This is a genomic window from Tardiphaga sp. 619_E2_N8_4 (assembly GCF_051810905.1).
Taxonomy (GTDB): Bacteria; Pseudomonadota; Alphaproteobacteria; order Rhizobiales; family Xanthobacteraceae; genus Tardiphaga; species Tardiphaga robiniae.
In genome coordinates this window covers 5,050,363-5,069,663 of record NZ_JBPWQJ010000001.1, presented here as the reverse complement: position 1 = coordinate 5,069,663, position 19,301 = coordinate 5,050,363, and the positions used below count along the sequence as shown (strand labels likewise).

The following is a 19,301-nucleotide window of genomic DNA, read 5'->3' as shown; positions in this document are numbered from 1 at the left end:
GTCAGGCAGCGCGCGCTGATTTGCAGAGATGCGCGGCGACGATGCGCAGGTCTTCGACGAAATGCGCATATTCGCGTGCCTTGGCATCCTCGTCGGGCAGTCGTAGCAGATAGGATGGATGCACGGTCACGAGAACCTGTGTGCCGTCGTCAGCCTCGATAATACGGCCACGAGTCTTGCCGATCGGCGTGATCTTGCCGAGCACGCTTTGCGCGGCTGTCGCGCCCATCGCGACGACGAGCTCGGGTTTCACGGACGCTTTTTCGCGCTCATACCAGGGACGGCACGCCTTGATTTCCGGCGTCGCCGGTTTCTGGTGCAGACGGAATTTTCCGCGCGGCACAAATTTGAAATGCTTTACGGCATTGGTGACATAAACCTTGTCCCTGACAATGCCGGCTTCCTTCAGCGCCTTGTCGAGCATCTGTCCGGCTGGTCCGACGAATGGCTTACCGGCAAGGTCTTCTTTGTCGCCGGGCTGTTCGCCAACCATCATCACAGAAGCATGCTGCGGGCCTTCGCCGAACACGGTTTGCGTCGCATCTTTCCACAAATGGCAGGCACGGCAATCGGCGGCTTCGTCGCGCAATGCGGCAAGACTTTCCTTCCCGGTATGTTCGGCTGTTTTGGTCGCATGCGACTTGACCATCGTCTCCTCCCGACGTTGCGGTTTCTTGGGCGCGCTGGCTTCTGCCGCGATCATGTCACCTGTGATGCGTTCAGCTTGCGCGATCAGCGGTTTGATCAGCGCGGCTTCGGGCAAGTTGCGCCAGTATTTCTTCGGCATCTCGTTCTGCATCGCCTTGGTCTTCAACCGCGCCGGATTGAAGATGTTGGCGTAATAGGTCAGCCACACCTCTTCGAGCCGATCTTTCGTCGGCGCATCCGACTTGCTGACACCGGGCGTGGTGGAAATCGCATGGCCATCCCAATGCGCGCAGAGATCCGGCGTCAGGATCGACCACGCCATGTCGGCAAAGCGCCGCGCGAAGAACGGCGCCGCGAGTTCGACGATGTGATGTTCGGGCTCGAACCAGGCGACGAAATGCGACTTCGGCTCACGGCCGATTTCGCGAAACCGCACGAAAGCATGCATCTTGTGTTCGTCGCGCCGGACAGCCTTGGCCATCGCCTGCAATTTAGCGATGTCGGAATCGATCGCGACGTGGATCAGATTGGGATTGTCGCGCAGCCGCCACAGCAAGCGATAGAGCAGGGCGAAGCGTTCGGGATCGCGATGCAGGATCGCGGTGTGCGCCAGTTCGACGAATTTGGCCGAGACGTTGAAAGTGCCTTGCGTGGCGTCAGAGAGCAACGTCTCGGGCGAGGCCGGAAACAATTCAGGCTCGGCGCCTGCAACCGTCCATGTCACGTCAGTGGGAGCAATGTCGTTGATCGCCAGTTTGCGTGCCGCCTTGCGCCAGCCTTCGAAATCGGTGTCGCTGTCCAGCACTATGGTGTGCATCGGTTCTCCTGAAATGAAATTCTAGAACCCAAATCCCAATTGCGTCGCCTTCGGCTTGAAACGCTGCGCCAGTCTCGCGCCGTCCAGCAAATTCACGGCGGGGCGGTGATCCGGAAGAACGATGAAAGGCAGTGCCTTGTTCCGCGAGATATGCAGCCGGGCGAGATCGCCAACGCGGATCGACGAGATGCGGCGCGTTTCGATGATCCGCTGCACGGCCTTGGCGCCGAAACCGGGCACGCGCAAAAGGTCTTCACGGCTGGCGCGGTTGACGTCGAGCGGGAAGCGGTCGCGGTTTCGCAGCGCCCAGGCGAGCTTCGGATCCATGTCCAGCGACAGCATGCCGTCATTGTCATCGACGATCTCGTCGGCGTCGAAGCCGTAGAAGCGCATCAACCAGTCAGCCTGATACAGCCGATGCTCGCGGAGCAGCGGCGGGGCGCGCAGCGGCAGTGCGCGGCTGGCATCGGGGATCGGGCTGAAAGCGGAGTAATAGACACGCTTCAGATTGTAGGACCCGTACAGATTAGCCGAAGTCCGGATGATGGTTGAATCATTGGAGCTGTCGGCGCCGACGATCATCTGCGTGCTCTGGCCGGCTGGCGCAAAACGCGGCCCGACCTTGCCGCGCGGCGTCGGCTTGCGACCCTCGCGGGCTTCATCGAGCTTCAACCGCAATCGACCCATGGTGCGACGAATGGCGCGGACGTCTTTCTCCGGCGCCAGCTTTGCCAGGCTGTCTTCTTCGGGCACCTCGATATTGATCGAGAGCCGGTCGGCATATGTGCCGGCCTCGGTGATCAGCGCGTCGTCGGCTTCCGGAATGGTCTTGAGGTGAATATAGCCGCGGAAGTGATGCTCCTCGCGCAGTTTTCGCGCGACGGCGACAACCTGTTCCATCGTGTAATCGGCGCTGCGGATGATGCCCGACGAGAGAAACAGTCCCTCGATGTAATTGCGTCGATAGAAATCCAGCGTCAGTTGCACCACTTCCTCCACGGTGAAGCGGGCGCGCGTCACATTGCTGGACGCCCGGTTGACGCAATAAAGACAATCGTAATTGCAGGCATTGGTGAGCAGGATCTTCAGCAGCGAGATGCAACGGCCGTCCGGCGCATAGGAATGACAGATCCCCATGCCTGCGTCGGTCGAGCCGATGCCTTTGCCGTCGCGGGAGTCCCGTTTCTCGGTACCGCTGGACGCACAGGACGCGTCGTATTTCGCGGCATCCGCCAGGATCTCCAGCTTGCGCTTCACGTCCATGTTCAAAAATCCCTTTGATTCCAAACGCTAAAAAAGTGGCTGATGATCCCGATTGACTCGGCTTGCCATCTTAGCTTTATATTAGAACATATCATGAACAAATGGGCCGGCAATGGGTTCACTAAAAACCCGCCACGGCAAAACAATTTCGAGGAGCGGCGCATGACCGGCGCACGCATGACCACGCTCGCGCAATTGCGCGGCAGCATTGAACGCATCGAGACCCACAGCGATACCTATGCGCCGGATCGCGTGTCGCTCGGTCATGCCGAGGCGGACGCGGCACTGCAAGGCGGCCTCACGCGTGGCACCATGCATGAGGTGTTCGCCGAAGGCCGGCACAGCGCGGCGGCCACGGGCTTTGTCGCCGGCCTCGCGCATCGTGTCTCGGCAAAGCGGCCGCTGCTGTGGATCCGGCAGGATTTCTCCGAACGCGAATGCGGCGCGCTGGCCATGAGCGGCTGGCGCGAACTCGGTCTCGATCCGCGCCTGCTGGTCACCGTGCGCGCGCCCGATGTCGAGACGGCATTGCGGACCACGGCTGATGCGCTGGCCTGCGACGCGCTGGGCAGCGTCGTGCTGGAAACCTGGGGCGACAGCAAGCAGTTCGACCTCGTCGCCAGCCGCAAGCTCACGCTGGCGGCGCGCGGCTCGGGCGTCACGTGCCTGTTGCTGCGGACTGCAGGCGTTCCGGCCTCGAGTACGGCGGAAACTCGCTGGATCATCCGCTCCGCGCATTCGCCGCCATTCAAGACCTGGCAATCATGGGGCGCGCCCATGCTCGATGTGCAACTGGTTCGAAATCGTCACGGCCCGAACGGGCAATGGATCATGGAATGGAAGTGTGATGAGTGCGTTTTCCGTGACACATCGGCGCATCCTCAGCCTGTGGCTGCCGCGCCTGCCAACCGACCGCATCAAACGTCAGCTCGCGCGCAACGGCGTGCCAGCTAATCTGCAAGCAAGTATCGTCGTCGCCAAGCAAAGCAATGCGCTGCAGATTTCCGCGCTGGACGATGCCGCGGCGAAGCTCGGCCTTGAACCAGGTCTGCCGCTTGCCAATGCCCGTGCGGTCTGTCCGGACATTCAGGTGTTCGATGCCGATCCTGTCGCCGATACGCAGGTACTGACCGACATCGCCGATTGGTGCGACCGCTTCACGCCACTGGTGGCGCTGGATCTGCCGCATGGTCTGTTTCTCGACATCACCGGCTGTGCCCATCTGTTCGGTGGCGAGGCCGCACTGATGGAGCAGCTCTGCGCGGCGCTGTCGCGGCAGGGTTTTATTGTCAGTGCAGCGATTGCGGGGACATCGACATGCGCGCGCACGCTCAGTCGATATGCACATGGCCGGATCATCGCCGCGGGCGAGGAGGCCAAGGCAGTGACGTCGCTGCCGTTGTTCACGCTCGGCGCCGATGAGGCGATCACCCGTGGATTGCGCCGCGCCGGCTTGAAGACCATCGGCGATGTCGCCTCGCGCTCGCGCCCCGAAATCACCGCACGTTTCGGCGCGGAATTCACGACGCTGCTGGAACAGGCGCTGGGGCAAAGCGATGCACCGATTTCCCCGCGCAAGCCGCTGCCGGATTATATCGTCGAGCAACGCTTCGCCGAACCGATCGCCACCGATGGCGTGATTACGCTGACACTGGCTAAGCTGGCGCGCACGCTGATCGATGCGATGGACAGGCAGGGCAAGGGCGCGCGGCGGCTCGAAGCTGCGTTCTTTCGCACCGACGGCGCGGTGCGGGTGATCACCGCGGAAACCGGCCTGCCGGTGACCAAGGGCGAGGTGATCGACCGGTTGTTCCGCGAGCGACTGGACGCGATTGCCGATCCGCTCGATCCCGGCTTCGGTTTCGATATGATCCGCCTGTCGGCCAGCCGCACCGAGATTGTCGTGCAGCAGCAGCGCGATCTCGATGCCAATGTGCATGCGAACGATGAACTGGCCGACTTGATCGACCGTATTGCTGCGCGGATCGGGTCGCGGCGTGTGTTGGTTTATCTGCCCGTCGAGAGCCACGTTCCCGAACGCGCGATGCTGGGGGTGCCGGCACAGCATCATCTGGCTGCCGCCATGCAGGCAGCATGGCCGGTGCGTGAAGACGAGCCGCCATTGCGGCCGTTACGGTTGTTCGAGCAGCCTGAGGTGATCGAAGTCCCGCTCGCGGAGTTTCCAGACAAGCCGCCTAAGAAATTCACCTGGCGACGCGTCTCTCACAACGTCGTTCATGTGGAAGGTCCGGAGCGTGTGTCGATGGAGTGGTGGCGTTCGCAGGAGGCGAAGCCGACGCGCGATTACTTTCGTGTCGAGGATGAGGCAGGTCAACGCTTCTGGCTCTTCCGCGACGGGCTGTATGGCGAGATCAGGGATGCGGACAATCAAGTCGTTTCGCCGCAATGGTTCGTGCATGGGCTGTTCGCATGAGCACGGGCGGCGCCGGCGCGCCTGATTATGCCGAGATTGGCGTCACCAGCAATTTCTCGTTCCTGCGCGGCGCGTCGCATCCGCAGAACTATGTGCATCAGGCCAGTATCGAGCGGCTTTATGCCATCGGCATTGCCGATCACAACACCATGGCCGGTGTGGTGCGTGCCTTTGCCGAGCTGGACCACAAGGATCTTGTCTACAAACCGAAGCTTCTGATCGGCACACGGCTGGTCTTCAATGACGGCACGCCTGACATCCTTGCCTATCCGTGCGACCGCGCTGCCTATGGCCGACTGTGCCGGTTGCTCAGCATGGGCAAGTTGCGCGGCAACAAGGGTGAATGCCTGCTGCAGCTCGGCGATCTCGCGGAGTTTAGCGAAGGGGTGTTGCTTGTTCTAATGCCGACCTATCGGATCGACAGTGATCTTGTCCTGCGCACGCTCGATGCACTATCGGGCCTGCTGGCGGAAGGCATCTGGCTTGGCGCCAGTCCGTTTCATCGCGGGGATGACAGGCGTCGTTTGGCGAAGCTGCAGCGCATCGCATCCACCGCGCGCGTGCCTCTGATCGCCACCAATGACGTGCTCTATCACACGCCAAATCGCCGCATACTGCAGGACGTGGTCAGTTGTATTCGCGAGAAGACCACTATCGAGCAGGCCGGCCGCGTGCTGGAAATGAATGCCGAGCGGCATCTCAAGCCAGCGGCCGAGATGGTCAGATTGTTTCGCGATTATCCCGATGCGATCTGTGAAACCATCCGTTTTGCCGATCGCATCACGTTTTCATTGAACCAACTCCAATACCAATATCCCGACGAACCGGTGCCGCCGGGAAAGACCGCGCAGCAGCATCTTGAAGATCTGACCTGGGAAGGAATGAAACGGCATTTTCCTAAGACAGAAGATCCGAAGCTTGTTGCCACCTTGGAAAAGGAACTCGCGCTCATTAAGGAGCTCGGCTATGCGCATTATTTTCTGACTGTCCACGATATCGTCCGCTATGCGCGCAGCCAGAATATCCTGTGTCAGGGGCGGGGATCAGCTGCCAATTCAGCGGTTTGCTATATGCTCGACATCACCTCGGTGAATCCCGCCGAGGTCGATCTCCTGTTCGAGCGCTTCATCTCCAAGGAACGTCTGGAGCCTCCGGATATCGACGTCGATTTCGAACACGTCCGGCGCGAGGAGGTGATGCAGTATGTCTACAAAAGATACGGACGTCATCGCGCGGCGATCATCGCCACCGTTATTCATTACCGCCCGCGCTCGGCGATCCGCGATGTCGGCAAGGCGCTGGGACTGACCGAAGACGTCACCTCGGCGCTGGCCGATACTGTCTGGGGCAGTTGGGGCAAAGGCCTCAACGAGATGCAGGTCAAGCAGGCAGGGCTTGATCCGTCCAATCCGATGATCGTGCGGGCCGTCGAACTTGCCACCGAGCTGATCGAGTTCCCGCGCCATCTGTCGCAGCATGTCGGTGGCTATGTGCTGACGCAGGACCGGCTCGACACCTATGTGCCGATCGGCAATGCGGCAATGGATGATCGTACCTTCATCGAATGGGACAAGGACGACGTCGACACCATGAAGATGATGAAGGTGGATGTGCTGGCGTTAGGCATGCTGACCTGCATCCGCAAATGTTTTGATCTGATCTTTCGTCACAAGGAGAGGCGCTACGAACTCAAGGACATCAAAGCGGAGGCCAAGGATGCCCCACCGGTTTTCGCGATGCTCCAACGCGGTGAATCTCTGGGCGTGTTCCAGGTCGAAAGCCGCGCGCAGATGAATATGCTGCCGCGGCTGAAGCCGAAGACATTCTACGACCTTGTCATCGAGGTGGCGATCGTTCGTCCGGGGCCGATCCAGGGAAACATGGTGCATCCCTATCTAAAACGACGGGCGATGAAGCCGGAAGATATCGAATATCCACACCCCAAAGGGGGGGATGAAAATGAGTTGCGCAAGGTTCTGCACAAAACCCTCGGCGTGCCGTTGTTCCAGGAACAAGCCATGCGCATCGCGATTGAAGCGGCGCATTTCACTCCGGAGGAGGCTAACGGTCTGCGCCGCGCCATGGCGACGTTTCGCAATGTCGGCACCATGCATACGTTCGAGGAGAAGATGGTCGGCAAGATGATCGACCGTGGTTACGACAAGGCTTTCGCCACCAGTTGCTTCGATCAGATCAAGGGCTTTGGCAGCTACGGTTTTCCCGAGAGCCATGCGGCGAGTTTTGCGCAATTGGTCTATGTCTCGTCATGGCTGAAACATTATCATCCGGATGTATTCTGCTGCGGGCTCTTGAATTCGCAACCGATGGGATTTTACGCACCTTCGCAGATCGTGCGCGACGCGCGCGACAACGACGTCGATGTGCGCCAGATCGATGTATCCTTCAGTCATTCGCAGAATACGCTGGAAGAACCCAGTGGAGACTATTGCGCCGTTCGCCTCGGCTTTCGCCAGATCGATGGATTCAAATGGGCGGATCCGGATGAGAAGCGCGAACGTGAAAAAGCTGGCAAACCGCCGGGAGAAGACTGGGGCGAGCGCATCGTTGCCGCGCGAGAGCGACAGCCTTTCACCTCGCTGGAAGATTTCGCCCGCGATACCGCTTTGCCAAAACGCGCGCTGATCATGCTGGCCGATGCCGATGCATTTCGCTCGATCGGGCTCGATCGCCGTGCCGCACTATGGGCGGTAAGGCGATTACCCGATGATGTGCCGTTGCCGTTGTTCGAAGTTGCGACCGCACGCGAGCAGCCGGACGAGAATGCGAAGCCTCTGCCTGAGATGCCTTTGCCCGAACAGGTGGTCGCCGATTATCAGACTATCCGGCTGTCACTGAAGGGACATCTGATGGAGTTCTTGCGCGCGAATTTCACGCGGGAAAAAGTGGTGACCTGCGCGAGCATTGTGGATGCCAATGACAGACGGCGCGTGCGTTGTGCCGGCGTCGTGCTGGTGCGGCAGCGGCCGGGTAGTGCCAATGGCGTGGTCTTCATGACACTGGAGGACGAGACCGGCATCGCCAATATCGTGGTCTGGCCGAAGGTGATGGAGCAGTTTCGCAGGGAGGTCATGGGTTCCAGACTCATCCTGGTCGAGGGGCGCATCCAGAGCAGTCCAGAAAAGGTCGTCCATCTGGTTGCCGAACGGCTGATCGATCGCTCGGACGATCTGAAGTATCTTGGCAACGATGCGCTTGGTGGACCCCGACAAATGCTGTCAGGTCCAGAGCCGATCAATGACGATCGCCGCGAGCATCCCGACAATCCCGCCCAGCGCATTCGCCATCCGCGCAATGTACGGATCCTGCCGCGCTCGCGAGATTTCCATTAAGCGCCGTTCAGAAACCATTCAGCCGTTCTTACCTATTCAGGTGATGCACCGACTGGCGGTCCGCCGGGCGGCCGGTGCAGGAAAGTAATAGTGGCATAGGCGCCGATCCATGAACCGACGGCGGCGAACCCCACATACATCCAGTTTTCGGTATAGCTGATGACGGCATAGGACGAGAGTACATACCAGACGCTGCTCCAGGTGGCCGCAGGGATGCGCCGACGGGCCACCACCGCAGAGGTGAACATCACATAGACCGCGTCGGTGGCAGCCGTGGCCAGCACCACGGCGCCGGCTGTCAATGGATCGATGGTGGCCATGGTCTCTCCTCCATGCTTGTACAAGATGATGCGATAACGGATGCGGTCACCTGGAAGCGTGAGCTGAATCGGTGGCGTGGGAAAGGGGGAGGATGTTGATGCACGGCATTCGTGAACTGCTCGCCGACCTCTGGAGGCAGGCTGGCGGTGATATTGCGGCGCTCCAGCGTGTCGCGCTGACCGGCAATGAGCCGCAATTGCCGTCGTCATTCCATGTCGGTGCAGCCGCTCAGGTCAGTATCGCTGCGGCCGGAATGGCGGCTGCCGAAATCTGGCGGCTACGCAGCGGGCAGACGCAGACTGTCTCCGTCGATATGCGCCATGCCATCGTCGAATGCCGCAGCGAACGCTATCTGCGCTGCGACGGCAATCCGCCGCCGCCCGCCTGGGATGCGATCGCCGGCGTCTACCAGACCGGTGACGGCAAGTTCGTCCGGCTGCATACAAATTTTCCGCATCATCGCGATGCTGTCTGCCAGGTGCTGTCATGTGCGCCGGAGCGCGAAGCCGTGCAGGCCGCGTTGATGCAATGGAACGGCGAAGCCTTCGAGACCGCGGCCTATGCAGCCGGCGGTGTCGTAGCGCTGATGCGATCCCATGACGAATGGATGGGGTTGCCGCAGGCCAAAGCCGTTGCTGAACTGCCGCTCGTCGAGATCACCCGGATTGGCGACGCCGAACCGAAGCTGTGGCCGATCGGCGCCCGGCCGCTCGCGGGGCTGCGCGTACTCGATCTCTCACGCGTTATCGCCGGTCCCGTCGCTGGTCGCACGCTTGCGGCCCATGGCGCGGATGTGATGCTGGTCTCCAGCCCCGATCTGCCGGCGATCCCGTGGCTCACCATCGATACCGGCCGCGGCAAGCTCTCGAGCTTCGTGGATCTCCAGAGCGGGCAGGGGTGCGACACGTTGCGAGGATTGCTCGCGCAGGCGGATATCTTCTCGCAGGGCTACCGCCCGCAATCGCTCGCGGCGCTCGGCTTCTCGCCGGAGGAGGCGGCCCGTGTCAGTCCCGGTATCGTCTATGTCTCGCTCTCCGCCTATGGCCGTTCCGGGCCGTGGGCCGGGCGCCGCGGCTTCGACTCCCTCGTGCAATGCGCGACCGGCTTCAACCATGCCGAAGGGCAGGCGGCGGGCGTCGATGGGCCGAAGGAATTGCCGGCCCAGATGCTGGATCACGCCACAGGCTACTTAATGGCGTTCGGCGCCATGATCGCCCGTGCACGTCAGGCGCGCGAAGGCGGTAGCTGGCACGTCCAGGTCTCTCTTGCCCGCACCGGTCAATGGCTGTGGGATATGGGAAGGATCGCGGAGGGTCTCGTGGTCGAAGACCTCAAGGGAGAGATGGTCAAAGCCTTTACTGAGGATATGCCGTCCGGATTTGGCCAGTTGTCGGCGGTCCGTCATGCAGCCGTGTTATCGCGAACCCCGGCATCGTGGGCGCGTCCGGCCATGCCCCTCGGCAGCCATCCGGCGGTATGGCCGTCCGGTAATTGAAACCCATTTGCAGGATTTCAAAATTTTAACGAAGATTCGTAAGTGCACACGCGTTTTTAGATTGTCTGAACGCCCAGATGCGCACTATTAGCGCGTGAATGGGACAAATCGCCGCGGAATAAGTGCGTTTCCTACCAAGGACTGGACAGTGACGAATTTAGATCAACGATCTCAGCTGTTTAGCGGAAAGCGCCTGATTGCGGGCGGTTGCATTGCTGCCATGCTGGTCGCCGCAGGCATCGGCTACGTGCGGCTGTCCACCCCGTCGAAGGGGCATTCCGACGTTTCGAGCCAGTCGCGGAAGAATCCTCAGCGCTATACGACGTCGCCGTCTGAATGGGCCAGCCTGACCATCGAGCCGGTCACCGTGCGTGCCTTCCGCGCCGAACACGTCACCGAGGGCAAGATTGCCGTCGATGAGGACCGCTCGACCCCGATCTTCTCACCTTATGCCGGCCGCGTCACCAAGCTGCTCGCCAAACCAGGCGACCACGTCGAAAAGGGCCAGCCGCTCTTCGTCATCGAAGCGGCCGACACTGTCGGTGCGCAGAATGATTTCGTTGCCGCGACCACGGCTCTCAACAAGGCGAAGTCGCAAGTCGACCTCGCACAGATCCAGGACAAGCGTGCCCGCGACCTGTTCGAAGGGAAGGCTGTGCCGCTGAAAGACTATCAGCAGAGCCAGGCCACGCTGCTGCAGGCACAGAACGATCTGCGCACCGCCGACACGGCACTCGAAGCCGCACGCAATCGCCTGCGCATTCTTGGCCTCTCGGAAGATGCCATCACGGCGTTTCAAGAGAAGGGCCGCATCAATCCGGAAACGACGATCTACGCGCCGCTTGCCGGCACGGTTGTTCAGCGCAAGATCGGTCCCGGCCAGTACATCAGCGCCGGCGCTGCCGATCCGGTCTTCGTGATCGGCGATCTCTCATCGGTGTGGCTCACGGCCTTCGTGCGCGAGACCGAAGCTGCTGCCGTACAGATCGGTCAGGAAATGAGTTTCACCGCACTCGCGCTGCCGGGCCGTGTGCTCACTGGCCGCATCAGCTATGTCGCGACTGCGCTCGATCCCGCGACGCGCCGTCTGCTGGTCCGCGCTACGCTGGACAACAGCAACGGTTTGCTGAAGCCCGAAATGTTCACCACCGTGACGATCTACGCGCCTGGCGACCAGCCGACGATCGGCGTCCCGAAAACGGCGCTGATCTATGAAGGCGATCAGGTCCGCGTTTGGGTGGCGCATGACGACAAGACCATCGAGCTGCGCACGATCAAGACCGGTATGACCAATGGCAATCTCGTCGAGGTCCATGGCAACCTGAAAGCCGGTGAACGCATCGTCACCAAAGGCAGCCTGTTTATCGATCGCGCGGCCTCCGCCAGCTAACCCCCAGCTTCGGCTCTTCTGAAAGGTCCGATCTGGATGGATCGTCTTGTTGCTCTGGCCGTCGACCGTCGCTTCCTGATGGTGGCGATGTTCGCCGTCGTTTTCATCGGTGGCCTGTTTGCTTTCAATCAGCTGAATATCGAGGCCTATCCCGATCCGACCCCGCCGATGGTCGATATTGTGACCCAGAGCAACGGTCTCTCTGCCGAGGAAATCGAACGCTACATCACGATTCCGATCGAAGCGCAGGTCGCGGGCATCAAGAACCTCAAAACGATCCGCACTATCTCGCTCTACGGTCTCTCCGACGTCAAATTGCAGTTTTCGTTCGACTACACCTATGACGAAGCATTGCAGCAAGTCCTGAACCGGTTGTCGCAGCTCGGGACCTTGCCGGGCAATGCACAGCCGACGATATCGCCGATCTCTGCGGTAGGGGAAATCTTCCGTTATCGTCTGGTGGGGCCGCCGAACTACAGCGTGCTCGATCTCAAGACCCTGCAAGATTGGATCATGCAGCGCCGCTTCCGTGCGGTACCAGGGGTCATCGACGTCATTGGTTGGGGTGGCAAGACAAAAACCTATGAGATCCAGGTCGACTTCAGCAAGCTCGTTGCCTATGGCTTGACGCTGCCGCAACTGCTGACCGCCGTCGGCAACGCCAATATCAATGTCGGCGGCAACACCGTGAATATCGGCGCGCAATCGGCCGTGGTGCGCGGCGTCGGCCTCATTCGCTCGATCGACGACCTTTCCAGTACGATGATCTCCCAGACCAACGGCAATCCGGTTCTGGTCAAGGACGTCGCCACGGTGTCGGTCGGCGAGAAGCCGCGCCTCGGCATTGCCGGTCTCAATCAGGAGGACGATATCGTCCAGGGCATCGTTCTGATGCGCCGCGGCGAGAAGAGTTCGCCGACCATCGCGCGTGTCGAACAGCTGGTGCAGCAGATCAATCGCGGAGGCATCCTGCCGCCCGGCGTGCGGATCGAACGCATCTATGACCGCAAGGACCTGATCGATACCACCACGCATACGGTGCTGCACAACATGGTCGTCGGCATCCTGCTGATCGTGCTGCTGCAGTGGATGTTCCTCGGCAACCTGCGCAGCGCGCTGATCGTCGGCGCCACTATTCCATTCGCCCTGTTTTTCGCTGTCATCATTCTGGTGCTACGCGGCGAATCCGCCAACCTGCTATCGGTGGGCGCCATCGATTTCGGCCTGATCGTCGATGGTACGGTCATCATGGTAGAGGCCATCTTCAGACGGCTGACCCAGACCACAGAGCTTTCCGAAGCGGAGCGCAGCCACATCTCGCCCGAGACCATCATGGGCATGAAGAAGCATGGTATCCTCAGCGCATCCGCTGACGTGTCGCGCTCGATCTTCTTTGCCGCCGCTATCATCATCGCCGCGTTCCTGCCGCTGTTCACGCTGTCCGGTGTTGAAGGCAATATCTTTGGACCGATGGCGCGGACCTACGCTTATGCGCTCGCCGGTGGCCTGATCGCGACATTCACCGTCACGCCTGCGCTGAGCGCGATCATTCTGCCGGCGCATGTCCAAGAGACCGAAACCTGGATTATGCGCCAGCTGCATCGCCTCTATATGCCGGTGCTGCACTGGGCGGTCGCCAGCCGAAAGATCGTACTGGGCATTGCGATTGGTCTCGTCGTGGTGACTTTCTTCATGGCGCGTTTCCTCGGCCTGGAATTTCTGCCGAAGCTGGAAGAGGGCAATCTCTGGATCCGCGCCACGCTGCCGCCGACGATCTCGCTGCAGGAAGGCAACACTTACGTCAACGAGATGCGCAGGCTGATCCGCCAGCAGCCCGAGGTAGAATCCGTCGTCTCGCAGCACGGCCGTCCCGATGACGGCACCGACGCGGCTGGCTTGTTCAACGCGGAATTCTTCGCCCCGCTGAAGCCTGCCTCCGAATGGCCGGCGCCGCAGGACAAGGATGCGCTGACGGCGCGCCTGCTCAAGGAACTGCAGACGAAATTTCCCGGCGTCGAGTTCAATTTCTCGCAATATCTGCAGGACAACGTCTCTGAAGCCGTCTCAGGCGTGAAGGGCGAGAATTCGATCAAGCTCTACGGCAACGATCTGGATGCACTGACCAAGACCGCTAACGAGATCAAGGCCGTACTGTCGACGGTGCAGGGCGTGACGGATCTCGCCGTGTTCACATCGTTGGGACAGCCAACCATCCAGATCGACGTCGACCGTGCCAAGGCTGCGCGCTACGGATTGTCGCCCGGCGATATCAACGCCACCATCAAGGTCGCGATCGGCGGCGACTCCGCGGGCGATCTCTATGAGCCCGGCAGCGATCGGCATTTCCCGATCATGGTGCGGCTGGCGCCGGAATATCGCCGTAGCGCTGAGGCGATCCAGAATTTGCGCATCGGCGCACCAGGTCCGAACGGCACGATCGCGCAGATCCCGCTAAGTGAAGTGGCATCGATCAATCTCGTCTCGGGTGCAGCCTATATCTATCGCGAGAACCAGGAGCGCTATTTGCCGATCAAGTTCTCGGTACGCGAACGCGATCTCGGCAGCGCCATTCAGGAAGCGCAGGACAAGGTCGCCGCGCTCGTTCAGCTGCCGCCGGGCTCGCGGACCGAATGGGTCGGCGAGTTCGGCAATCTTCAGGACGCTATCGCACGGCTTTCCATCGTGGTGCCGATCAGCCTCGCTCTGATCGGCGTGCTGCTCTGGTTCAACTTTGGCTCGATGGCCGACACACTGCTGGCCATGAGTGTGATCCCGATGGCGATCTTTGGCGGCGTGCTCGGTCTACTGATCACGGGTATTCCGTTCAGCGTATCGGCGGCGATCGGCTTCATCGCGCTGTTCGGCATTGCTGTCATGGACGGCATCCTGATCCTGTCACAATACAATCAGCTGATCGACGAGGGCTATGAACGCATCAAGGCTGTGATCCGGACCGGCGAGTTGCAACTGCGGCCGGTGCTCATGACCTGCATCGTTGCGGGCGTCGGCCTGCTGCCGGCGGCGCTGTCGGAGGGAATCGGGTCTCAGGTCCAGAAGCCGCTCGCGGTTGTCGTCGTCACTGGCATGATGCTGGCGCCGCTGGTGATCCTGATCACCCTGCCGGTGCTGATCTCGTTCTTCTCAAGCCGGGCGCGTTAAACCAGCTTGCGACGGGAGCGGCTCGGGCTGTCCCTAAGGCAGCCCAATCGCGCATACCTAAAAAACCGGCCTCGAAATGGATCGAAACCGGCGCTTGCCCGTTGACCGGTTCCCCACCGGGCTATTCCGCCCGTGCGCGTTGCGGTTGGTGCTCTTGAACGCTGTATTTGCTGATCTTTTTCAAAACATGCAGCCGTGCCATGCTGGTGGCCGTCGTTTCGAGCGCCGTATCTTTTCAGAGACCCTTTGATGCTCATCAAGACTGACCCTGTCGACCTGACCAATTGCGATCGCGAGCCGATCCACATTCCCGGCAGCATCCAGCCCTATGGCTGTCTGCTCGCCTGCGATGGCTCTGCCGGGATGGTCCGGCGCCATTCGGTCAATGCCGGCGCGATGCTTGGTGTGGGATCAGGCGACATCAATGGCCGCAGGCTGGACGATCTGATCGGCGAGGGGCCGGCGCACGACATTCGCAATGCCATCGCCAAATGGGGCAACCAGCAGCGCCCGGGACTGCTGATTGATTTCAAGGTCGCGCATTCGCAGACCGCGTTCAACGTCGCTGTGCATCGGCACAAGGGCGTCAACATCATCGAATTCGAGCCTGTGGACGCCAGCGAGGCGACACCGCCTCTGGAGTTGTCGCGCTTGCTGATCGGCCGCATCGGTCAATGCAACGATCTCGACGTGCTGTTTGACAATGCGGCGCGGCTGCTGCGTGGCGGACTCGGCTACGACCGGGTGATGGTCTATCAATTCGCTCATGATGGTTCCGGCCGGGTGATCAGCGAGGCGCGCCGCGGCGATCTCGAGAGCTTTCTGGGGCAGCACTTCCCGGCCGGCGACATCCCGCAGCAGGCGAGGGTGCTCTACGTCCAGAACACCGTGCGTATCGTCTCGGATGCAAGCGGTGAGCGCGTGGCCATCGAGCCGGAGTTCGACACGTCTGGTGAACCGCTCGACCTGTCCTTTGCACATCTGCGCAGCGTTTCGCCGATCCACTGCGAGTATCTGCGCAATATGGGCGTCGGTGCGTCGATGTCGATTTCCATCATCCACGACGGCGTGCTCTGGGGGCTGATCGCCTGCCATCACTATGCACCGCGCGCGCTTTCCATGGAGAAACGCGTTGCTGCAGAGATGTTTGGCGAGTTCTTTTCCATGCAACTGGCCGGGCTTCTTCAAAAACGCAAACTGGCTGCTAGCGAAAGCGCGCGGCGCTATCTCGACCAGCTGTTGCACAATGTTTCGCATCACGGCGATGTCGAAGACCTGCTCAAGGAAAGCATTCGCGATTTTAGCGTACTGATGCCGTGTGACGGTATTGGCCTATATCTCAACAAGACCTGGACGTCTTATGGCAGTGCGCCACCGGCTGCCGCAGCGCCGGCGCTCATGGGCTTCATCAATTCAGTGGCCGAGGGCAGGGTGTGGGCGACGAGCGCATTGTCAGATCGATTGCCGGCGGCTGAAGACTATGCCGTTGCCGTTTCCGGCGTGCTGGCCGTGCCCTTGTCGCAACTGCCGCGCGATTATCTTCTGTTCTTTCGTAGCGAAGTTGCGCAAACCCTGAACTGGGCGGGTGATCCCAACAAGACGTACGAAATCGGTCCATTGGGCGATCGGCTGACACCGCGCAAGAGCTTCGCGATCTGGAAGGAGACCGTACAGCGCCAGTCCCAGCCATGGTTGCAAAACGAGCGCGACACCGCCGAGGCCGTGCGCTCGGCTTTGGTGGAAGTGGTGCTTCGCCACAACGAATTACTGGCGGATGAGCGGCACAAGGCTGACCTGCGCCAGAAAATGTTGAATGAAGAGCTCAATCATCGCGTCAAGAATATCCTGGCACTGATCAAATCGCTGGTCTCCCACCCGGTCGAGGATGGCCGCAGCATCGAGGATTATGTCGCCTCCCTGAAGGGACGTATTCAGGCCTTGTCGCTTGCGCATGATCAGGTCATCCGCGGCGCCGGTGGCGGTGCGTTGAAGGGATTGCTCGATGCGGAATTTTCGCCGTATCGCGAGTCGGTGAAAGCGATCGAGGTGACCGGCCCCGATGTTTCGCTCGACGCTCGGGCCTATTCGGTACTCGCATTGGTGCTGCACGAACTGGCCACCAATGCCGCCAAATATGGTGCGCTTTCCGTAAGCACGGGGCGCTTGTCGCTCCAGTGGAAACGCACCGATATCGGCGACTGCGAAATCCACTGGCTTGAGCGCGACGGCCCCCTTGTCACACCGCCATTGCGGCCGGGCTTTGGATCGATGCTGATCAGTCGCAGCATTCCCTATGATCTCGGGGGTGAAAGTGATGTCGATTATGAGCCGGCGGGCGCGCGCGTGCGGTTGCTCATCCCGGCGCGCTTCGTTGTCTGGCCCGCGCCGGCGGCGGCGCGCAACGTGCGCGCCCGACGCGAGGATGACAGGCCGATGGCGTCGATGCGCGGCTTGAAGGTGTTGATGGTCGAGGACCAGCTTCTGATTGCCATGGACGTCGAGACCATGCTGACCCACGAGGGCGCGGCATCGGTCGAGACAGCATCTTCGGTCAAGGAGGCATTGATCGCGCTGGCGATCATGAGGCCTGATGTGGCCATCCTCGACGTCAATCTCGGCAATGGCAGTTCGGTGCCGGTAGCCCAGGCATTGCGCGAGCGGGGCATCCCCTTCGTCTTCGCCACAGGCTATGGCGAAACCAGCCTGATCCCGGCGTCGATGGATGAAGTGCCGATCGTACGCAAGCCCTACGACCTCGCATCGCTGGTCGCTGCGATGACCACGGCGATGGTGAAGAAGAGTTCGGCCGGATAGTTTACTGCCCCGAGGGCGTGCGCAGCCCGTGCCAGGCATCGCGCACCTGATGGTAATGAACTTCTGGTAGATAGTCTGGCGTGTTCAGCCCAAGCGTCTTCACATCCAGCCTGCCAATTGCGCTGAGCAGCGAATAGGATGCGATGACCCGGTCACGTTGCGCGCCAATCAGGCGTGCCTTTGCCTGTACGAGATCCTGCTGTGAGTTCAGGACGTCGACAGTGGTGCGCTGACCGCCTTGGGCCTCGCGCTGTACGCCCTGCAGTGCAACGCCAGCAGCGCGTACTTCGGCTTCAGCGGCACTCACCGCCGTCTTGGCGCCTTCATTTGACACCCATGCACCGACGACTGCTGTGCGGGCCTGATTGCGGACCTGCTCGAGCACCAGACGGCTAACCGATGACAGTTCCTTGGCCTGGCGCGTCTGCGCAGCACCGAGGCCGCCGTCATAGATCGGCGCCGTCAATTGGCCGACGATCGAAGCCTGGTCGGTGCCAAAAGTGCCAAGCGTCGGATCCGATTGGCTGGATTTGCTGGCGCTGCCTTGTAGCGTCAGAGTAGGCAACAGGCTGCTCTCGGCCACTTTAATCGTCGTGGTCGCCACGTCGACATCGTAGCCGGCTGCCAGCACGGCGGGGTGCGCCTTGAAAGCCTGATTGACGGCATCGTCGCGGTTGCGCGGCAGCAGCCGATCCATCGGTTCCGCCGGACTGAGCCGCGAGGGTGCAGCACCAATCACCTGCGTATAAGTTGCCTGGCTGATGGCGAGATTGACCTCAGCGGCGTTGAGATCGGCCTGGCCACGCGCCAGTCGCGCTTCGGCCTGTGACGTGTCGGTGGGCGTGACGTCACCGGCGTTGAGCCGCTTCTGGGCGATGCCAAGGGTTTCGCGCAGGGAGGTGACGTTGGTGCGCTGGGCTTCGACCAGCGATTGGTTGGCGAGAACATTGGTATAGGCAACGACAGCATCGAGCAGCACGCCCTGGCCGACATTGCGCAGCGCTTCCCGGCCGGACTGGACCTGCAATTCCGCGACGCGGACACTGTTGGCTGTCTTGTTTCCGTTATAAAGCGTCTGGGTGACTGTGACGCCGATGGTCCATGGCTTCAGCGTTGCGCCCTGGATGGTGTTGTCCACGAGCAGGTTGCGTACGGCCTGAAGGCCATAGCTCAGTGTGGCTGCCACCTGAGGCCGGTAGCCGGCCATCGCTTGCGGGACGTTCTCATCGGTGGCGCGCTGGCGGGCCCGTTCGCCGTTCAGCTGCGGATTGGACTGATAGGCTTTGGCAAGGGCTTCCGACACCGTTTCGGCTCGGGCATCGACCGCAGCAAAAATGCCATAGCCAATCAGGCTCAGGGCCATGCCTGTCCGAAGCGCGCGCCTTGCGGCGAGGCCAAATATGCCGTGACGAACCATATTATCCCAAAGCAATCTTCGGACGTCCGCCCCCGCTGACGTCTAGGTATGTTTAGAGGGCGTTGCCTTTGCAGGCAAACCATCCGGCGAAGAACCTCCGGGCTTTTGCGCTTTCCCCACAGGCATTTGGCTGCCCCGATTTGCTTGATTGATCAGGACCCTAGGGTGGATGAAGCGCTCCGTGAATGCGACG

Annotated in this window: 11 protein-coding genes; 7 read left to right on the top strand and 4 right to left on the bottom strand. The window is 60.9% G+C overall.

All coding sequences use genetic code 11. The features are described from left to right. Position 1: 1 nt before the first annotated feature. Entirely contained in the window at positions 2-1,465 is a 1,464-nt protein-coding gene (locus AB8A23_RS24370; RefSeq protein WP_439057899.1) for a UdgX family uracil-DNA binding protein, read from the bottom strand. A gap of 21 nt (positions 1,466-1,486) precedes the next feature. Further along, a complete protein-coding gene (locus AB8A23_RS24365) occupies positions 1,487-2,728 on the bottom strand; it encodes a putative DNA modification/repair radical SAM protein (RefSeq protein ID WP_439057901.1) in 1,242 nt (413 codons plus the stop codon). 162 nt (positions 2,729-2,890) lie between these two features. On the opposite strand from AB8A23_RS24365, the gene AB8A23_RS24360 reads away from it, so the two are divergent. Genes AB8A23_RS24360 through AB8A23_RS24350 form a run of 3 tightly spaced genes read left to right on the top strand, consistent with a single transcriptional unit; the run spans position 2,891 to position 8,512 of the window. Beyond that, the gene (locus AB8A23_RS24360; protein ID WP_439057902.1) at positions 2,891-3,682 is read left to right on the top strand and encodes an ImuA family protein; all 792 of its coding nucleotides are present in this window, start codon (positions 2,891-2,893) and stop codon (positions 3,680-3,682) included. Then, positions 3,576-5,162 (top strand): Y-family DNA polymerase, encoded by a 1,587-nt coding sequence (locus AB8A23_RS24355; RefSeq protein WP_439057904.1) that lies wholly within the window; start codon positions 3,576-3,578, stop codon positions 5,160-5,162. The genes AB8A23_RS24360 and AB8A23_RS24355 overlap by 107 nt, the downstream gene beginning before the upstream one ends. Continuing rightward, the gene (locus AB8A23_RS24350; RefSeq protein WP_439057905.1) at positions 5,159-8,512 is read left to right on the top strand and encodes an error-prone DNA polymerase; all 3,354 of its coding nucleotides are present in this window, start codon (positions 5,159-5,161) and stop codon (positions 8,510-8,512) included. The genes AB8A23_RS24355 and AB8A23_RS24350 overlap by 4 nt, the downstream gene beginning before the upstream one ends. A 32-nt stretch (positions 8,513-8,544) precedes the next feature. Here the strand turns inward: AB8A23_RS24350 and AB8A23_RS24345 are convergent, their stop codons facing one another. Further along, positions 8,545-8,832, bottom strand: coding sequence for a hypothetical protein (locus tag AB8A23_RS24345; RefSeq protein WP_089266972.1), 288 nt, complete (start codon positions 8,830-8,832; stop codon positions 8,545-8,547). A 98-nt stretch (positions 8,833-8,930) separates the two neighbouring features. On the opposite strand from AB8A23_RS24345, the gene AB8A23_RS24340 reads away from it, so the two are divergent. The 4 genes from AB8A23_RS24340 to AB8A23_RS24325 all read left to right on the top strand — a co-directional run bounded on the left by AB8A23_RS24340 (position 8,931) and on the right by AB8A23_RS24325 (position 17,691). After that, on the top strand, positions 8,931-10,328 hold the full coding sequence (locus tag AB8A23_RS24340) for a CoA transferase (protein ID WP_439057907.1): 1,398 nt from the start codon (positions 8,931-8,933) through the stop codon (positions 10,326-10,328). Between the two features lie 220 nt (positions 10,329-10,548). Then, complete coding sequence (locus tag AB8A23_RS24335; protein ID WP_089266974.1) at positions 10,549-11,718, top strand: efflux RND transporter periplasmic adaptor subunit; 1,170 nt, start codon at positions 10,549-10,551, stop codon at positions 11,716-11,718. A 36-nt stretch (positions 11,719-11,754) separates the two neighbouring features. Beyond that, positions 11,755-14,877, top strand: a complete 3,123-nt coding sequence (locus tag AB8A23_RS24330) for an efflux RND transporter permease subunit (RefSeq protein ID WP_439057909.1) — start codon at positions 11,755-11,757, stop codon at positions 14,875-14,877. 249 nt (positions 14,878-15,126) lie between these two features. Continuing rightward, positions 15,127-17,691, top strand: coding sequence for an HWE histidine kinase domain-containing protein (locus AB8A23_RS24325; protein ID WP_439057911.1), 2,565 nt, complete (start codon positions 15,127-15,129; stop codon positions 17,689-17,691). Between the two features lies 1 nt (position 17,692). On the opposite strand, the gene AB8A23_RS24320 is transcribed toward AB8A23_RS24325, so the two are convergent. Beyond that, positions 17,693-19,108 carry a TolC family outer membrane protein gene (locus AB8A23_RS24320; RefSeq protein ID WP_089266977.1) on the bottom strand — a complete coding sequence of 472 codons (1,416 nt, stop codon included), beginning with the start codon at positions 19,106-19,108 and terminating at the stop codon, positions 17,693-17,695. Positions 19,109-19,301 lie beyond the last annotated feature (193 nt).